This window comes from Xanthobacter sediminis (genome assembly GCF_043195015.1).
GTDB lineage: Bacteria > Pseudomonadota > Alphaproteobacteria > Rhizobiales > Xanthobacteraceae > Xanthobacter.
Genome location: NZ_JBAFWH010000008.1, coordinates 220,878 through 238,239, shown reverse-complemented (window position 1 = coordinate 238,239; position 17,362 = coordinate 220,878). Strand labels below are relative to the sequence as shown.

Genomic DNA, 17,362 nt, shown 5'->3' with positions numbered 1-17,362 from the left:
AGTCTTGGCGAGGCAGCCCGAGCCGGTAATGGACCCGGAGAAGGTGGAGCTGGTGCCGTCCCCGCCTGTCGTCAGGCAATAGCCGTTCAGCGCGATGTCACCACCGCCGCCCAGCGAGCCCACGGTTTCGTCGGCATCGGTGAGGGCAAGGCCCGCGCCCGCCGCCACCGTCAGCCGCGCCCCGTCGGCAAGGGAGGCGCCGCCACTCAGGAACATGCGCCCGGCCCCCACGGTGGTGGCTCCGGTGAAGGTGTTGGCGCCGGTGAGGGTCACATCCCCCGGCCCGTTCTTGGTGAGCGCACCGGCGCCGGAGACGACGCCGGAGACGGTCAGCGCCTGCCCCGCGTCCACGGCCAGCGTGCCGCCTCCGCTTCCGGCCACCGGCGTCAGCGAGACCCCGGCCGCATAGGTGAAGGTGCCACTCGCTTTCAGGGCGCCACCGCCCTCCAGCGCAAGGCTGCCGGTGCCAAGCGGGCCGGCGCTCGTCACCTGCACAGCGCCCTCGCTGATGGTGGTGCCGCCCGCATAGGTGTTGGCGCCGGTGAGCACGAGCGTGCCCGCCCCCATCTTCGCCACCGCGCCGGTGCCGGAGATCTCCCCGCCGAAGGTCACGTCGTCGGAGCGGTTGAATGCCAGCCGCGCGTTATTGACCACGTCACCGGAGATGGAGCCGGAGGCGCCCCCGTTTCCGATCTGCAGCGTGCCCTGGCTGACGGTCGTTCCACCGGTGTAGGTGCTTTCTCCGGTCAGGATCAGCGTGCCGAGATCGGTCTTTTCGAGCCCGGTGGTGCCCTGCAGCAGGGAGCCGACGGTGGCGACATAGCTCGCACCCGAGGGCGTGCCGTCGCCCACGCGGACCTGCGTCTGCCCGGAGGGCGCGTCGAGCACGATGCGACCGCCGCTGACCTGATAGCCGTCCACCATGAACTGAATGCCGGTGACCGCGGGCGCGCTGTCGGTGGTATCCACGGTCACCGTGCCCGGCGTTCCCGCGAACACGGCGAAGGTGCGGCTCCAGGTCCGCGACTGGTTGAGCGGCGCAGTCAGCCAGTTGGTCTGGCTCCCGCTCGCGTTCCAGACGCCGCTGCCGCCGTGCACCGTGCCATCCGGCGCGGTGGTGGTGCCGTTCCAGTACAGCATGTCGCTGTTCAGCACCGCCAGGTTCACCTGACCCGGCGCCTGCTGGATCTCGTAAGCATACTGGGTCGGCGTCGTGCCCAGCGTGAGCCCGTTGTCCGCCGCCAGGGTGCTATAGCTGAGGATGCGGTAGACGCCGAGCGCCATGCCGCCCGCATCGGTGACATTGAGCACGCCATCCAGCGTCAGCGTCCCCGCGGAGAACACCGCATTGCCGGTATTGCTGCCCAGCGTCACGTCCAGGATCGCGCCGTTGGAAAGGGTGAGGCCCGTCATCGCAAGGCCATAGACGCCGGCGCTGGCGGTCGGCGCCGCCTTCAGCGTGCCGCCGTCGCGCACGGTGACCATGCCGGCCACCGCCGCCCCGGCGCTGCCGCTGGTCTCGCCCTTCAGCGTCGCACCGGCCTCCACCACGATGTCGCTCGCAAGGCTCACCCCGCTCAGGATCTCCAGCGTGCCGGCCCGCACCGTGGTGCCCGCCGCCGCGCTGTTGGCCCCCGCCAGCGTGAGGGTACCCGAACCTGCCTGGACCAGCGCGCCGGTACCAGTGATGGGGCCCGGCGCCGTCACCGCGTCGGAGCGGTTGAACTCCACCGTCCCGCTGTTGGCGATGGCCCCCATGATGGAGCCCGAGGTCCCCCCGTCGCCGATGCGGAGCGTGCCGGCGGAAACGGTGGTGCCGCCGGTGTAGGTGTTCGTGCCGGTCAGCGTCAGCGTGCCGGCACCCGTCTTGGTCAGCGCCCCGGCGCCGGAGAACACGCTGGAGGTGCCGACATCGAAGCCGTTCGAGTCAATGGTTCCGCCACCGGCCGCGAGAGTCAGTTCGCCCGAGGCGAAGCCATAGATGAAGTCGGATTCGTTCCGCGACGCCTTCAGCACGCCGCCGTCAAAGGTCAAGCTCGCGCTGCTGGCGTTCCAGGCCTTCACCACCTGCCATGTGGTGACCGTGCCGCCATCGGCGATGGTGAGCGCGCCAGAACTGCCACTATAGCCCAGAAGCAGGAACGAGGTTCCCAGGTTCCAGCTCGAGCCCGCGCCCGTGACCGTCGCCGTGCCCGACGAGCCGGCCAGCGAGCCGAGGTAGCCGACAGCGCTCGTCACCGCGCCGCCGTCCTCCACCGAGAGCGTGCCGGTGCCAGAGCTGCCGACATAAAGGTAGCCGCCGCCCAGGTTCAGGTTCGAGCCGGCGCCCGTCACCGTCACCGAGCCGGTGACGCCGGCATTGCGGCCGATGTAGACATTGCCGCTGCTCTGCACGGTGCCGCCATCGGCGACCAGGAGCGAGCCGTTGGCGCCGCTGCCGATATCGAGCGCGCCCGTGCCGAGGTTCCAGGTGGAGCCCGCCCCGGTGACCGTCGCGGAGGAGCCCGAGGCGCCGGAATACTGGCCGATGAAAGCCCCACCGCTCAGCACCGTGCCGCCGCTGGAGACGGTCAGCGTGCCGATGCCGGAGCTGCCCACGCTCAGCGCGCCCGTGCCGAGGTTCCAGGTGGAGCCGGTCCCGCTCACGTTCGCGGTGCCGGTCGCGCTGCTGGTTTCGGCGAGCAGGGCGGAGCCGCTCGTCACCGTGCCGCCGTTCTCGATGTTCAGCGTGCCGGAGCCGCCGTCATAGCCGAGGTAGAGGCTGGATGTGCCCAGGTTCCAGTTCGAGCCCGCCCCAGTCACGGTCACGATGCCGATCGCGTCCGAATAGTAGCCGAGATAGCCGCCGGTGCCGGTCACCGTGCCGCCGTCGGCAATGGTGAGGGTGCTGACGGTGCCCGCGCCGGAATAGCCGACGGACAAATCGTGGCTGCCGAGGTCCCAGGTGGAGCCGGCACCGGTCACCAGCACGGTGCCGGGCGCATCGGTGTCGCTGCCCACATAGCTGGAACCGCTCAGCACCTTGCCGCCGGCTGAGATGGTGAGATTGCCGACGCCCTCATAGCCCACATAGGCGCCGTAGGAATTCATATCCCAGGTCGAGCCGGCGCCGGTCACCGTGGCCGTGCCGACAGAGCCGTCGTAATAGCCGAGCGTGCCGTAGCCGGTTGATACGGTTGCGCCTGCGGAAACCACGAGCTCGCCGTGGCCGTAGTAGCCCACCGTAAGGTCGGATGTTCCGATGTCCCAGCTCGAGCCAACCCCGGTGACGGTCGCAGTGCCGGAGGCAGCGGTGTCGTAGCCGAGATAGCTGGAGCCGTGGCTGACGACGGAGCCGCCGTCCGAGATGGTGAGGTCGCCGGAGCCATAGTAGCCGGCATAGACGCCATAGCCGCTGGCGAGCTGCCAGGAGGAGCCGGCACCGGTCACGGTGGCCGTGCCCGAGCTGCCCGCATCATAGCCGAGCGTGCCGTAGGCGTTGGTCACCGTGCCGCCGGCCGAGATGGAAAGGGTGCCGGCGCCGCCGTAGCCCACACTCAGGTCATTGTTGCCGAGATTCCACTGGGAGCCGCTTCCCGTCACCGTCACGCCGGCGAGGGAGCCGACGTCGGACGCGATATTGCCGGCGCCGCTGGTGAGCTGGCCTCCGGACGAGACCACGAGGCTGCCGGCCAGAACCTCCAGCGCGCCGCTGAAGCCGTCGCTGCCGGTGAGCACCAGCGTGCCGCGGCCCGCCTTCTGCAAGCCCCCCGTGCCGGTGAGCGCGGAGGCGATGGTGGCCGTGATCCCATCGGAAGCCGGCGTGTCGTCGCCCACGGTGATGCGCGGGCGGGCACCGGCCGCGAACGGCTGCATGGTGATGCCACCGCCGCCGATGGTGTAGCCATCCACCAGGAATTCCATGCCCGCCACCTGCGGGGCGGTTGCCCCGCTCACGGTCACGGCGCCGCCGGTGCCGGCGAAGATCGGGAGGCCGTTCTGGGCCCAGGCGGAAGAAGCGCTGCCCGCGGCATCGGTCCAGTTGGTGGTGCCCGCGGCCACATCCCAGGTGCCGGCGCCACCGACCACGGAGCCACCGGCACTGGTGACCGCGCCGTTCCACCATTGGCCCGCGGCCACCGTCAGCCGCAGCATGGTGCTGCTTTCGCCGGTGCTGGTCGTCAGCGCGTAGAGATAATGCAGCGGCATCTCGCCGAGGGTGAGGCCGCTGCCTCCGGCGGTGCCGGCATACTCGATGATGTTGTAGGAGCCGGTGGACATGCCCACGTCGGTCACGTTCAGCGTGCCGTTGAGCACCAGGCTGCCGGCGTAGAAGGCCGGATTGGTGTGGTTGCTCCCGAGCTCCACCGCCATGATGGCGCCGGCGTTCATGGTGAGGCTGTTCATGTCGAGGCCATAGCCGCCACCGGCCGACGGCGCCGCCAGGACGCGCCCGCCGCTCTCCACCGTGACGCTCGCCTGCGAGGAAATCACCCCATAGCCGTCGGTTATGCCCTTCAGCGTGGCGCCGCTGCTCACCGTGACGTTCGACGCGAGCTGCGCGGAATCCGCAAGCTCGATGGTGCCGGCGGTGATGGCCACCTGCGCGACGCTGGTGGAGGACGAGGTGAGCAGCAGCGTGCCCGCGCCCTTCTTCTCCAGCGTGCCGGTGCCGGTGATGGTGCCGGCGAAGGTGAGGTCGTCGGAGCGGTTGAACACCAGCGTGCCGTTGTCCGTCACGTTGCCGGTGATGGAGCCGGAGGTGCCGCCGGCGCCGATCTGCAGCGTGCCGCCGGTGATGGTGGTGCCGCCGGTGTAGGTATTCACGCCGGTCAGCGTGAACGTCCCCGCCCCTTCCTTCACCAGAGCCAGGATGTAATTGGAGGCAGGCACCCCCTGGAGCACGCCGGAGAAGGTCGTGGACGTGTTGTTGCCGCCCGTGGTGAGGGACACGGTGACACCGCTGCCCCCGGCGCCGGTCACAACACCCGCGCCATCGAGCGAACCGATCGTCTCGGAATTGTTCAGGACCAGCTCTGCACCGCTCGCCACACTCACCGCGACGCTATCGGCGACCGCCGCGCCGTTCCTCAGGAACACCCGGCCAGCCTGGATGTCGAAGGGGCCGGTAAAGGTGTTGGTCCCGCCAAGCTCCAGATTGTTGGGAGCGTCACCGACCTTCGTCACCCCGCCGGTGCCGGTGATGGAACCGTAGAATGACCCGCCCCCGATGATCGGGCCGCCCCCATCGCCGATCGTCAGGGTGTTGTCGTTCAGGTTGACCGTCGCCGTTGTGGCCGACGAGTCCGCGTCAAGGCGGGCGATGGCCTGCGAATGGCCCACCAGCTCCAGCGTCGTGTTCGCCGACATCGAGATCTGGGCGGTCGCCGGCAGAACGCTCTCGCTTGAACCAAGCGCGGTTCCGTCCAGGATCAGGCTGCCAGCGGCAATCTGGGTGGTGCCATCATAGGTGCTCGCGCCTGAAAGCGTCAGGCTGCCCGTGCCTTCCTTCTTCAGGCTGCCCCGTGGCCCGATCACGCCGGAGAACGTGGTCGAGCTGTTGTCTCCGCCGACCGCGAGCACGGTGAAAAGCCCCGGAATGCTCACGGTGCCTGCACCGGCCAGCGAACCGATCGTCTCCGAGGCATTCGTGAACAGATCGGAACCGACCTGCAACGTCGCCCCGGATGCCACCGTCACGGCGCTCTGGTCGCCGATGGCCGCGCCGCCACTGGCGATCAGCACGCCTGCATTGACCTGGGTGGCGCCGGCATAGGTGTTGGCGCCGGACAGTTCCTGCGTGCCCGCGCCGGTCTTGGCGACCGAGCCGCTGCCGGAGATGGCGCCGGCGAAGGTGTTGTTGCCGCCCGAGCGCTCGAACACCAGCGCGCCGTCATTGAGCACGTCGCCGGTGATGGAACCGAAGCCGGAGAGCCGCAGCGTGCCGGCGCTGATGGTGGTGCCACCGGTGTAGGTGTTCTCCCCGGTGAGGACCAGCGTGCCCGCGCCGCTCTTCTCCAGGCCATCGGTGCCGATGATGCCGGCGCGGATGGTGGCCACGGTGGCGGCGCCCACCACGTTCACCTTGGGCTTGGCGGCGTCCGCGAGGGTGAGCTGGTAGCCGGAGGAATCAGCGGCCAGCTCGTAGCCGGAGGTGATGAACTTCAGCCCCTTGGCGATGATCGCGCCCGAGCTGGTATCCACCCAGACGGTGCCGGGCGCACCGGCGAACACGGCGGTCTTGCCGTCGCTCCAGGCCACGTGCGTGGTACCGCCCGCGTTGGTCCAGTTCGTGGTGCCCGAGGCGGTCCAGGTGCCGGTGCCGCCGGCCACCGCGGACGTGCTGCCGCCCGTGGTCGAGCCGTTCCAATAGAGACCGCCCTCCGCGACGAGCAGGCGCACCTCCCCGGCGGTCGCTGTGCTGATCGTGAAGTCGTAGTCGCTCGGCGCGGTGCCGATGGTCAGGCCGGCGCCGGAGAGCGAGTTGCTGTACTGAATGAGCAGGTAGGTGCCCGCCGCCATCGCCCCATTGTCGGTGATGTTCAGCGTGCCGTTCAGCGTCAGGCTGTCATCGGCATAGTAAAGTGCCGCGGCGGTAGTGGGCGCACCGAGGGTCGCGTCCAGGATCGCGCCGGCATTCAGGATGATGGAACCCGCGCCGGAGGAGATGGCAGACTGGCCGGCAACGGCCGTCGCAGCCAAGTGGCCCCCACTCTGCACCTCAATATTGCCGTGAATGTAGCCGGTGTGCGAGCCCGTGGGATCATTGGCGAGCGTGGCGCCGCTTGCCACAGTCGCCGCGACGACGAGGCCGCCGTTCACGCCCGAATCGCCGAGCTGGAGCGTGCCCGAGGCGACGGTCAGGGCCGGATCGCTGATGAAAGTGCCCCAGTTGACCGAGGTGAAGTTCCGGACGATCCAGGTCCCGGTGCTGTCCACCGTGATGCCCGCGAAGTTCTTGAACTGGCCGCCGTTTCCGGCATCGATCCTGGTGGCGTCGAACACGCCGCCGGCACCCGTGAGCTTCAGGGTGTCGGTACCGCCGGAAACCGCCACCACGTTGCCGGTGATGGTCGCGTAGGTGGAGCCGGAGGTGCCGCCGTTGCCCTGGAGCTCCAGGATGTTCGTGCCGCCGGTGAAGGCGATGGCGTTGGCCTGCGTCACGCCGTCTCCGCCGAGCCCGCCGGAGACGGAGGCCCCCGCGGCCAGGATCACCGAAAAATCCGAACCGGCGATGCCGACGCCGCCGGCCCCCGCCGTCGCGGCGCTGACGCCGCCACCCGCGCCGCCCTGGACAGTCGCGGAATTCCCCAGGGCAATGTCGATCGTGGCACCGCCGCTGGTGTTCAGCACATAAAGGCCGCTGCCGCCGGCGCCGCCGTAATAGGAGGTGCCGCCCGCGCCGCCGGTCACGATGCTGTCGATGACGGCGGACGCCGCCGCGGAGCTGGAAATGAAGAGGCCGCCGCCACCCGCGCCGCTGTGGGAATCGCCGCCGCCGCCACCGGGAATGCCGCCGTTGCCACCCGCGCCGCCGGTGATGGCGGTGGTCAGCACGCCGAGATCCCCCGTGCCCTCGACGATGGCGCCGAAGCCGCCGCCACCACCGCCGCCGCCGCCACCGCCGCCGCTCATGCCGGTGGAGTTGCCATTGCCGCCCGCGCCGCCCGCGCCGCCGGTCACCACCAGGGTGGGCAGGGCGCTTCCGATGTAGCCGTGGGCACCACCACCGCCGCCGCCACCGGACCCGATGACGCCTGCGGAGACGCTGCCGCCATCCACGCCATCACCGCCAAAGGGGGCGCCACCGGCGCCGCCGCTGCCATTGTTGGGAAAGCCCGCGCCGCCCGCGCCGGAGGTGCTGCCACCATCGCCGCCAGCGCCCGGAGTCGCGATGGTTGCCATGGTGCCATTACCCGATGTGCCACCATATGCGCCGTAGCCACCGGCACCCGCCGGCGCGATGGAGTTGGCGCCACCGCCACCACCGCCACCACCCGAACCACCACCACCGCCGCCGCCGGCGGTGCCACCCGCGCCACCCGCGCCGCCGGCGGCGGACGGAATGTAGGTCTGCCCGCCACCGGCAAGGGCGGGCACCACCGCCGCCAGGGAAAGGGCCAGCACGGGTACGAGAGCGGAAGTGAGAAGCAGACCCTGGCGAACCGTGCGCGCCGAACGCACGACGCGCCCTTGAGCCAGGGAGCCGGGGCCGCCATTCGCCTCGCGACGGCCAACGTTCTTCGTGCGCTCCATGCCAGCTCTCCCCAGATACCGCCCGATGGACCAGCGCTCCGCGGATTCGGTTGCGGAGGGCGGGTACTTCAGTGCGTTTTCCCTGAGGAGGCCGGTGAGCTGCTACCAAGATCGCGCAGCGGCACATCCAGATTGCGCAGCGAGGGAAAATAAATTCCGAGCGTGCATCGGTGCCACAGTGGCGCGCGGCGCAGACACGCTTCGCAGGAGGGGCCAGATCGGGCCCCGGGGCCCCGACAAGACAGGCATGCCAATAGGGCTGCGGGGAGGAAGCTGCGCGGTGGCAACCGTCGCGGTGCCGATTCCTGCCGCGGGTTATGCGGCCTGTCCGAAGATGTGGACGACCTTATCTCCATCTGGCAGCGGCTGGGCGGCGACTGCCACGTGATGGCCGTGTGCCACCCCACCGTGGCGGCGCGCCTGCGCCACGCCTGCCACCCGGAGGCATCAGCATTTCCGGCGCCTCTTCACACGCCATTCCGGCCCGGATCGCGTCTCGGGCCCGGACGGAGCCCCGCTGCGGCGGCGAAAAGGCGCCAGCCTGCACGGACCGCCCCCGACAGCACGCATTCGCGCCCGGATCGGGCCTCCTCCCGACGGGGCCGAAGCGTCAGCCGAGGGGCGGGGCGGCGTCAGCCCTCTCGGCGTCAGCCCTTGCGGCGCCCGCCCTTGCGGTAGCCCTTCGTGCCCGGATCGGGCCTCGGGCCGGGCCGGAAGCCGTCCTCGGAGAGGGGCACCGTGCGGTCGGTGCCGGGGCCCATGTCGTCGAGCGAGGGCTTGTGGGCTCGCGCGGCGCGGGGCGCCGCATAGGGCGCCTGCTTCTCCGCCCAGCCTTCCAGCGCGGCTTCGAGGCCGGTCTTCGCCTTGGATGCACGGGCCGGAGCCTTGGCGGGCGCCACATCCTCCACGGGCAGCGGCGCCTCGGGAGCCGCCGGCCTGGACGCCCGCCCCCGCCCCTTGGCCGAGGCCCCGGAAGCCGCCCGCTTGGCTCCCCCTTCGGCGGGCGCCTCGGGCGGCAGGTTGGCGGCGCGGCCATACTTGCGCGGCCCCCGGAAGCCGCCGGACTTGTCCTCCACCGCCTCCTGCCGCGCCATCGGGTCGTCCGCCACGGCCAGCTCGGTGGCCTCCAGGCGTCGGATCTCGTCGCGCAGACGGGCCGCGGTCTCGAAGTCGAGGTCGGCGGCGGCGGCGCGCATCTTCTTCTCGAGGTCCGCGATGACGGCCTTGAGGTTGTGGCCGAAGGCCGCCCCCTCCTCCATCAGCCCCGTGTCCACCTGCACGTGGTCGCGCTCGTAGACGGAGTTGAGGATGTCGCCGATGGCCTTCTTCACGCTCTCGGGCGTGATGCCGTGCTCCACATTGTAGGCGACCTGCTTCTCGCGGCGGCGGGTGGTCTCGGCCATGGCGCGGCTCATGGAGCCGGTGATGTTGTCCGCATAGAGAATGACGCGCCCGTCCACGTTGCGGGCGGCGCGGCCGATGGTCTGCACCAGCGACGTCTCCGAGCGCAGGAAGCCTTCCTTGTCCGCGTCGAGGATCGCCACCAGCCCGCATTCGGGAATGTCGAGGCCCTCGCGCAGCAGGTTGATGCCGATGAGGGCGTCGAACGCGCCAAGGCGCAGATCGCGGATGATCTCGATGCGCTCGATGGTGTCGATGTCCGAATGCATGTAGCGCACGCGGATGCCGTTCTCGTGCAGGTATTCGGTGAGGTCCTCGGCCATGCGCTTGGTGAGCACGGTGACGAGGGTGCGATAGCCCTTGGCACTGGCGGCGCGGATCTCGCCCAGGAGGTCGTCCACCTGGGTGCGCGCCGGGCGCACCTCCACCGGCGGATCCACGAGGCCGGTGGGACGGATGACCTGCTCCACGAACACGCCGCCGGTGCGGTCCATCTCCCACGGGCCGGGGGTAGCGGAGACGTGGACCGTCTGCGGCCGCATGGCCTCCCATTCCTCGAACCGCAGCGGGCGGTTGTCCATGCAGCTCGGCAGGCGGAAGCCGTACTCGGCCAGCGTCGCCTTGCGGCGGAAGTCGCCGCGGTACATGGCGCCGATCTGCGGCACCGTCACGTGGCTCTCGTCGATGAAGACGAGGGAATTGTCGGGCACGTATTCGAACAGGGTGGGCGGCGGCTCGCCGGGCTTGCGGCCGGTGAGCCAACGCGAATAGTTCTCGATGCCGGCGCAGGCGCCGGTGGCCTCCATCATCTCCAGGTCGTAGCGGGTGCGCTGCTCCAGGCGCTGGGCCTCCAGCAGGCGGCCCATCTTGTACAGCTCCTCCAGCCGCATCTTCAGCTCGGCCTTGATGCCGGTGATGGCCTGGATGAGGGTCGGGCGCGGCGTCACGTAGTGGGAGGCGGCGTAGACGCGCACGCTCTTCATGTCGCCGCTCTTGGTGCCGGTGAGCGGGTCGAACTCCTGGATGCTCTCGATCTCGTCGCCGAACAGGGACACGCGCCACGCGCGGTCCTCGTAGTGGGCGGGGAAGATCTCCACCACGTCGCCGCGCACGCGGAAGGTGCCGCGGGCGAAATCTGCCTGGATGCGCTTGTATTGCAGGGCCACGAGGTCGGCCAGGAGCGCGCGCTGGTCGATCCGCTCGCCCACCTTCAGGTCGAAGGTCATGGCCGAGTAGGTTTCCACCGAGCCGATACCGTAGATGCACGACACCGATGCCACGATGATGACGTCGTCGCGCTCCAGCAGCGCGCGCGTGGCCGCGTGGCGCATGCGGTCGATCTGCTCGTTGATGGAGGATTCCTTCTCGATATACGTATCGGTCCGGGGCACATAGGCTTCCGGCTGGTAGTAATCGTAGTAGGAAACGAAATACTCCACCGCATTGTCGGGGAAGAAGCTCTTGAACTCGCCATAGAGCTGGGCCGCCAGCGTCTTGTTTGGGGCGAGCACGATGGCCGGGCGCTGCAGCGTCTCGATCACCTTGGCCATGGTGAAGGTCTTGCCCGATCCGGTGACGCCCAGCAGCACCTGGTCGCGCTCGCCCTCGCGCGCCTGGGCGCACAATTCGGCAATGGCCTGGGGCTGGTCGCCGGAGGGCTTGAACTCGCTCTTCATCACGAAGGAGACACCGCCCTCGGACTTCTCCGGCCGCGGCGGGCGGTGGGGCACCCAGGTCTGGCCGTTGATTTCCGGACGGCCGTTCTCAATGAGGCTGCTGAGGGCCTGCACCGTGGCAGAGGCGCCGGACGCCTCGAAATCGAGCGCGATGTCGCCCGGTTCCAGCCCGAGGGACTTGGCGAGGGCGGGGTCGAGCGCCTGCTGGGGCGCCGGCTCGAAGGCGCGCTGGGAGCGTTCCCCGAGCTTTCCGGGGCGGGATGCTTTGGCCATGGCGGCAATATGGGCGCCGCGGCCCCGCCGGAAAACCCCCTGCGCGCGCCGCCTGCGAAGAAAGCGCCTTGCGGCCGCCCTGGCGGAGGCCTAGGCAGTCGGGCCGAACCCGCCTCCCAATCCTACCGGCTTCCCATGCCCGCCCTGTCCTCCCTGCTGCCGCCGCAGATCGCGCCGCTGGTGCTTCTCCTCGCCTCAAACGTCTTCATGACGTTCGCGTGGTACGGGCATCTCAAATACAAGTCGTCGCCGCTGGTGCTCGCCATCGTCGTGAGCTGGGGCATCGCCTTCTTTGAGTATTGCCTTGCGGTGCCGGCCAATCGGTTGGGCTCGCAGGGCTATTCCACCGCCCAGCTCAAGACCATGCAGGAGGTCATCACCCTCCTGGTATTTGCCGCCTTCTCGGTGCTCTACCTGAAGGAGCCGCTGGGCTGGAACCACCTCGTCGGCTTCGCCTTCATCGCCGCCGGCGCCTACTTTATCTTCCATAAGTTCTGATCGCCCGGGGCGATCGGGTGCGGAGCGGAGGCCGGCACCACCCGCAGGATCTGCCCCTCGTCCGAATCGGTGGCGAGCCAGAGCGCGCCATCGGGCCCCATCCGCACGTCGCGGATGCGCTCGCCCATGGGCAGCCGCTCCTCGCCCATCACCACGGCGTCGCGCACCTTCACCTCCACCAGCGCCTCGCCGGCCAGGGCGCCCACGAAGAGATGGCCCCTGAAGGCGGGCAGCAGGTCGCCGTCGTAGAAGGCGGCGCCGGAGGGCGCGATAGAGGGATCCCAATAGAACAGCGGCTGCTCCATGCCGATCTTGGCCGTGCCCTCGCCGATCTTCGCGCCCGAATAGTCGCGCCCGTAGGTGATGACCGGCCAGCCGTAGTTGAGGCCGGGCATGGGGCGGTTCACCTCGTCGCCGCCGCGCGCGCCATGCTCCACGGTCCACAGCCGCCCGGTGGCTGGCTCGATGGCGGCGCCCTGCACGTTGCGATGGCCGTAGGAATAGATCTCCGGCCGGGCGCCGGTGGTGCGGGCGAAGGGATTGTCCTTCGGGATGGAGCCGTCCGGATTGATGCGGACGATCTTGCCGAGGGTGGTGGAGAGGTCCTGCGCCCGCTCCTTCAGGTCGTAGCGCTCGCCGAGGGTGACGAACAGCGTCCCGTCCGGCGCGAACGCCAGCCGCGAGCCGAAATGGTTCGACCCGGACCACGCCGGCTGCTGGCGGAAGATGACCGTGACATCGGTGAGCGCGTCGGCGTCGGGACTGAGCTTGCCGCGCGCGACGGCGGTGGCGAGGCCATCCGCCCGCTGCTCCGCGAAGCTCAGATAGACGAGGCGGTTGTCGAAGAAGGCGGGGTCCAGCGCCACGTCCAGCAGGCCGCCCTGCCCCACCGCCGCCACCGCCGGCACGCCCTTGAGAGGCGGCCCCACGCGGCCGCTGCGCTCCACCACCCGCATCCGCCCCGGCCGCTCGGTGACCAGCAGACGCCCGTCCGGCAGGAACGCCATGCCCCACGGGTGCTCAAGCCCGGAGGCGAAGGGCTCCACCCGTACCGTCTCCCCCGCGAAGCGCACGGGCCGCTCGGGCAGCGCCTGCGACGGGCCGGCGACGGCCAGCATTCCCACAGCAAGCCCCGCCACGGCGAGCCGCCGCGGCCCGCTGCGGAAAAACGTGGTCGTAAGATAATGAATCACGCTCCCCTCCCCGCGTCGGGCTTGTCTTCCGCAGCCGCCTGAAAAATAGACTTTGTTTCACATCAAGGTTCAAATTCGATTTTGAGCTAGCGTGAGACGCATCACAAGGGAGTTTTTTCGTGCTTCATATCGACCTTCCGAGCCGTGCGCAGATCGAAAAGCTTGCGGCTTATCGCGGCTCGCCGGCCGTTTCCATTTACCTGCGGACCACGCCCAATACGCAGGAGACGAAGGCCGACCGCATCGAGCTCAAGAACCTGCTGAAGACCGCCCTGGGCGAGCTTGAGGCCGTGGACACCGCCAAGCGCAGCCTCTGGCCGATCCAGGAGGGCATCGAGGCGCTGGTGGAGGACGACGCGTTCTGGGTCACCCAGGCCAACAGCCTCGCCATCTTCGCGACCCCCGACCGCGTGCGCACCTTCCGCCTGCCCAACAAGCTCGCAAATGCGGTGGAGGTGTCGGACCGCTTCCACATCGCCCCGCTCATCCGCTCGGTGACCTTCGCCCACGAGGCCTATGTGCTCGCCATCGGCGTCGGCCGCGCCCGCCTCATCGAGGTGTCCGCGGACCTGCCGCCCCACCACGTGCCGGTGCACGGCATGCCGCACAACTTCAGCGACGCCCTGGGCCGGCGCAGCCACCTGGAGCGCGACAGCGGCATGCGCAGCGGCGAGGGCACCAGCGAAAGCGCCCTGCTCACCCGCTACGCCCGTATCGTGGACCAGTCCCTGCGCGCGGTGCTCACCGGCGACGAGCGCCCGCTCGTCATCGCCGCCGCCGAGCCCATGGCCTCGGTCTATAAGTCGGTCTCGAGCTATCCCCACGTGGCCGAGGGCGTGATCTCCGGCAGCGCCGACGACACCCCCGACCACGCGCTCGCCGAAGCCGCCCGCAAGGTGCTCGACGAAGTCTACGCCGGGCAGATCCACGACTTCGGCGCCCTTTATGCCGCGCGCGAGGTCCAGGGCCGCGCCACCACGGACGTGGCCCAGGCGGCCCGCGCCGCCACCTTCGGTGCCGTGGATACGCTGATGGTGGACATGGATTCCACCCTCACCGGCCTCGTGGGCGAGGAGGACGGCGCCGTGACCTTCGACTCCAAGCCCGACGCCGTGAACTATGGCATCGCCGACGAGATCGTGCGCCGCACCCTCCAGGCCGGCGGTCGCGTGCTCTCGGTGCGCCGCGCCGACCTGCCCGGCAACGGCGACCTCGCGGCCATCCTGCGCTACGCCATCTGAGGGTGGCGGGGGCTCCGGCCGGCGGCCGGGGCCTTCCGGGCCGCCCGATGGGGCACAAGAGCCACACATCCCATGAAAAAGGCGCCGGAGGCTTCCTCCGGCGCCTTTGTTTTCAGCCTGAATACGAGAGCGCCAGGGCCGATCACCCCCGGCGGCGATCGCGCGCCCGCACCCGAACGCGCGACAACGTCATGCGCGCGGCAACGAGCAGTGCGCCCCCGGCGAGGGCCAGGGCTCCGAGGGTCGCGGCATGGCCCGCCACGTCCTGCGCCAGCAGGCCAGCGGCAGCCGCGCGCCCGGAGGAGAGCACGAACGCCACCGCGCCGATGGCGAGCATGAGGGCGATGGTGAGCGCTGCCTGGGCGAAGGCATCCCCCGCCTTGTGGGCACGCACCGCCCGGGCCAGGGTGTCGGGATCGGCAGCGGAGAAGGCGGGGGCCTCCCCCGGCCAGGGCGCGGACCACGACACGAAGCGGCGGTCGATGGACTCCCGTTCCGCGCGCACCGGCTCGCGGCGCGCGCCCGTGGCGGGACGGACGGTCGAGAAGGGCGTTTCGGCGGCGAGGGGGTTCATCTGGACGCTCCCACACGATTCGAAAATGTGGCTTCCGCCACGATCAGCCGGCGAATCACCTGTGCCGGCAAGATTGAAACTGGTCGAAGAGTGTGGCCCGTCCGCGGCGGCACCCCGGTAAATCATGGCCACATCATGACACTCGCTCACGGGCGCGCGAGTTCTCCCCGTTCTACCGCCGTGACAGATGGGCGCCACGCCATGTCCACATGGCCGGGGTCCGCCGCCACCCGTTCCAGCCAGGCGCGCACCAGGGGAAAGGCGGCGAGGCTGAACTCGCCCTCCTCCGCCACATGGGTGTGGGCGTAGAGGGCGAGATCGGCGATGGTGAGCCGGTCGGCGGCAAAGAAATCGTGGCGCGCCAGGTGCCGCTCCATGATGGCGAGGGCGGCGTAGCCCTCTTCCATCCAGCGGTCCACATCGTGGGTGCGCAGGTCGCGCCCGCCGCGCACCTGGGTGAGCCAGAAGCGGGCGGCGGCGATGCCGGGCTCGTGGCTGTTCTGCTCGAAGAACATCCAGCGCAGGGTATCCGCGCGGCCGAAGGCGTCGGCGGGCAGGAAGCGGGTGCCCTCCGCGAGGTAGAAGAGAATCGCGTTCGATTCGGCGAGCAGGCGCCCGTCCGCCTCCAGCAGGGGCACGCGCCCCTCCGGGTTCAGCGCCAGGAATTCCGGCGTTCTGTGCTCGCCCGCGAAGATGTCCACTTCCGCGAGCTGGAACGGGCGGCCGAGCTTCGCGAGCATCAGCCGCACCTTGTATGAATTTCCCGACGACTGCGTGGAATAAAGCTTCAGCACCGGCCCTCTCCCCGCCCCTCGCCGCCATGTGGCGTCTGCCGGGGCGCCCCGCAAGGGCCGTGGCTGGCCCCGGCCGATCCATCACGCGCGGGCGGGGGTTTCATTCATCATCGTCGCTTGTTCCGGCACGGCGGCTGAACTAGTGTCCGCGCGCGCCAGCTGAACCTGCGGCGCTCCATTCGTGCCAAACCTTTGCGCCCCGAGGCCGCCGCGGATCCGCCGCTGCGGGCGGGCGCGTCCGGAGCAACCGGCCATGAGCCTGATTTCGTCCGCCCTGAAGCGTATCAACCCCTCCGCGACCATCGCCATCTCCAACAAGGCGCGCGAGCTGAAAGCAGCGGGTCGGGACATCATCGCGCTGTCCGCGGGCGAGCCGGACTTCGACACCCCCGAGAACATCAAGGAAGCGGCCATTGCCGCCATCCGCCGCGGCGAGACCAAGTACACCGCCGTGGACGGCATTCCGCAGCTGAAGGCCGCCATCGTCCGCAAGTTCAAGCGCGACAACGACCTCGACTACAAGCCCTCGCAGGTGTCCGTGGGCACCGGCGGCAAGCAGGTGCTGTTCAACGCCCTGGTGGCCACCGTGGACGCGGGCGACGAGGTCATCATCCCCGCCCCCTACTGGGTGAGCTATCCGGACATCGTGCAGTTCTGCGGCGGCACGCCGGTGCCGGCTCCGACCCGCCTGGAGGACAACTTCAAGCTGCGTCCCGAGGTGCTGGAAGCCGCCATCACCCCGAAGACCAAGTGGCTCATCTTCAACTCGCCCTCGAACCCCTCGGGCGCGGCCTACACCTATGACGAGCTGAAGGCGCTCACCGACGTGCTGGTGCGCCACCCCCATGTCTGGATCCTCTCCGACGACATGTACGAGCACCTCGTCTACGACGACTTCAAGTTCGTCACCCCGGCGCAGGTGGAGCCCCGGCTCTACGACCGCACGCTGACCATGAACGGCGTCTCGAAGGCCTATTGCATGACCGGCTGGCGAATCGGCTACGCCGCCGGCCCCGAGGCCCTCATCAAGGCCATGGGCACGCTGCAGTCGCAGTCCACCTCCAACCCCTCCTCCATCGCCCAGTGGGCGGCGCTGGAGGCGCTGGAGGGGCCGCAGGACTTCATCGCCAAGAACAACGCCGTGTTCAAGGAACGCCGCGACTTGGTGGTGGCCATGCTGAACCAGGCCAAGGGCCTCACCTGCCCGAAGCCGGAAGGCGCCTTCTATGTCTACCCCTCCTGCGCGGGCGCCATCGGCAAGTCCACGCCGGCCGGCGTGAAGATCGCCAACGACGAGGACTTCGCCACCCAGCTCCTGGAGACGGAGGGCGTCGCGGTGGTGCACGGCTCCGCCTTCGGCACCGGCCCGGCGTTCCGCATCTCCTACGCCACGGCCACCTCTGCCCTAGAGGAAGCCTGCCAGCGCATCCAGCGCTTCTGCGCCGCCCTGAGCTGAGGATGCAACAGGGGCGGGAGA

8 protein-coding genes are annotated in these 17,362 nt (G+C 69.7%); 3 read left to right on the top strand and 5 right to left on the bottom strand.

All coding sequences use genetic code 11. The features are described from left to right. Together V5F61_RS12960 and uvrB are read right to left on the bottom strand one after the other, a co-directional pair. Window positions 1–8,235, bottom strand: an 8,235-nt coding sequence (locus tag V5F61_RS12960; RefSeq protein ID WP_393989404.1) for an autotransporter-associated beta strand repeat-containing protein, incomplete at its 3' end; no start/stop codon positions are given. Between the two features lie 647 nt (window positions 8,236–8,882). Next, window positions 8,883–11,585: an excinuclease ABC subunit UvrB gene (uvrB, locus tag V5F61_RS12955; protein ID WP_393989403.1), complete on the bottom strand. Its 2,703-nt coding sequence runs from the start codon at window positions 11,583–11,585 to the stop codon at window positions 8,883–8,885. A 135-nt stretch (window positions 11,586–11,720) separates the two neighbouring features. Between uvrB and V5F61_RS12950 the strand changes: the two genes are divergently transcribed. Beyond that, entirely contained in the window at window positions 11,721–12,083 is a 363-nt protein-coding gene (locus tag V5F61_RS12950; RefSeq protein WP_393989402.1) for a DMT family protein, read from the top strand. Here V5F61_RS12950 and V5F61_RS12945 read toward each other — a convergent pair. Then, a complete protein-coding gene (locus V5F61_RS12945; RefSeq protein WP_393989401.1) occupies window positions 12,059–13,276 on the bottom strand; it encodes a PQQ-dependent sugar dehydrogenase in 1,218 nt (405 codons plus the stop codon). The two genes, V5F61_RS12950 and V5F61_RS12945, sit on opposite strands and share 25 nt — an antisense overlap. Window positions 13,277–13,395: 119 nt before the next feature. Between V5F61_RS12945 and V5F61_RS12940 the strand changes: the two genes are divergently transcribed. Further along, window positions 13,396–14,517 (top strand): baeRF11 domain-containing protein, encoded by a 1,122-nt coding sequence (locus V5F61_RS12940; protein ID WP_393989400.1) that lies wholly within the window; start codon window positions 13,396–13,398, stop codon window positions 14,515–14,517. A gap of 142 nt (window positions 14,518–14,659) precedes the next feature. Here V5F61_RS12940 and V5F61_RS12935 read toward each other — a convergent pair whose 3' ends face one another. Beyond that, window positions 14,660–15,091, bottom strand: coding sequence for a hypothetical protein (locus tag V5F61_RS12935; protein ID WP_393989399.1), 432 nt, complete (start codon window positions 15,089–15,091; stop codon window positions 14,660–14,662). Window positions 15,092–15,237: 146 nt separating this feature from the next. Further along, the gene (locus V5F61_RS12930; protein WP_393989398.1) at window positions 15,238–15,885 is read right to left on the bottom strand and encodes a glutathione S-transferase family protein; all 648 of its coding nucleotides are present in this window, start codon (window positions 15,883–15,885) and stop codon (window positions 15,238–15,240) included. 253 nt (window positions 15,886–16,138) lie between these two features. On the opposite strand from V5F61_RS12930, the gene V5F61_RS12925 reads away from it, so the two are divergent. Beyond that, window positions 16,139–17,341, top strand: a complete 1,203-nt coding sequence (locus V5F61_RS12925) for a pyridoxal phosphate-dependent aminotransferase (protein ID WP_393989397.1) — start codon at window positions 16,139–16,141, stop codon at window positions 17,339–17,341. The last annotated feature ends 21 nt before the right edge of the window (window positions 17,342–17,362 follow it).

What these genes read in the sequence shown, in the direction of transcription:
- V5F61_RS12950 (WP_393989402.1), top strand. Translation starts at nt 11,721, where the DNA reads ATGCCCGCCCTGTCCTCCCTGCTGCCGCCGCAGATCGCGCCGCTGGTG.
- uvrB (WP_393989403.1), bottom strand. Translation starts at nt 11,585, where the DNA reads ATGGCCAAAGCATCCCGCCCCGGAAAGCTCGGGGAACGCTCCCAGCGC.
- V5F61_RS12925 (WP_393989397.1), top strand. Translation starts at nt 16,139, where the DNA reads ATGAGCCTGATTTCGTCCGCCCTGAAGCGTATCAACCCCTCCGCGACC.
- V5F61_RS12935 (WP_393989399.1), bottom strand. Translation starts at nt 15,091, where the DNA reads ATGAACCCCCTCGCCGCCGAAACGCCCTTCTCGACCGTCCGTCCCGCC.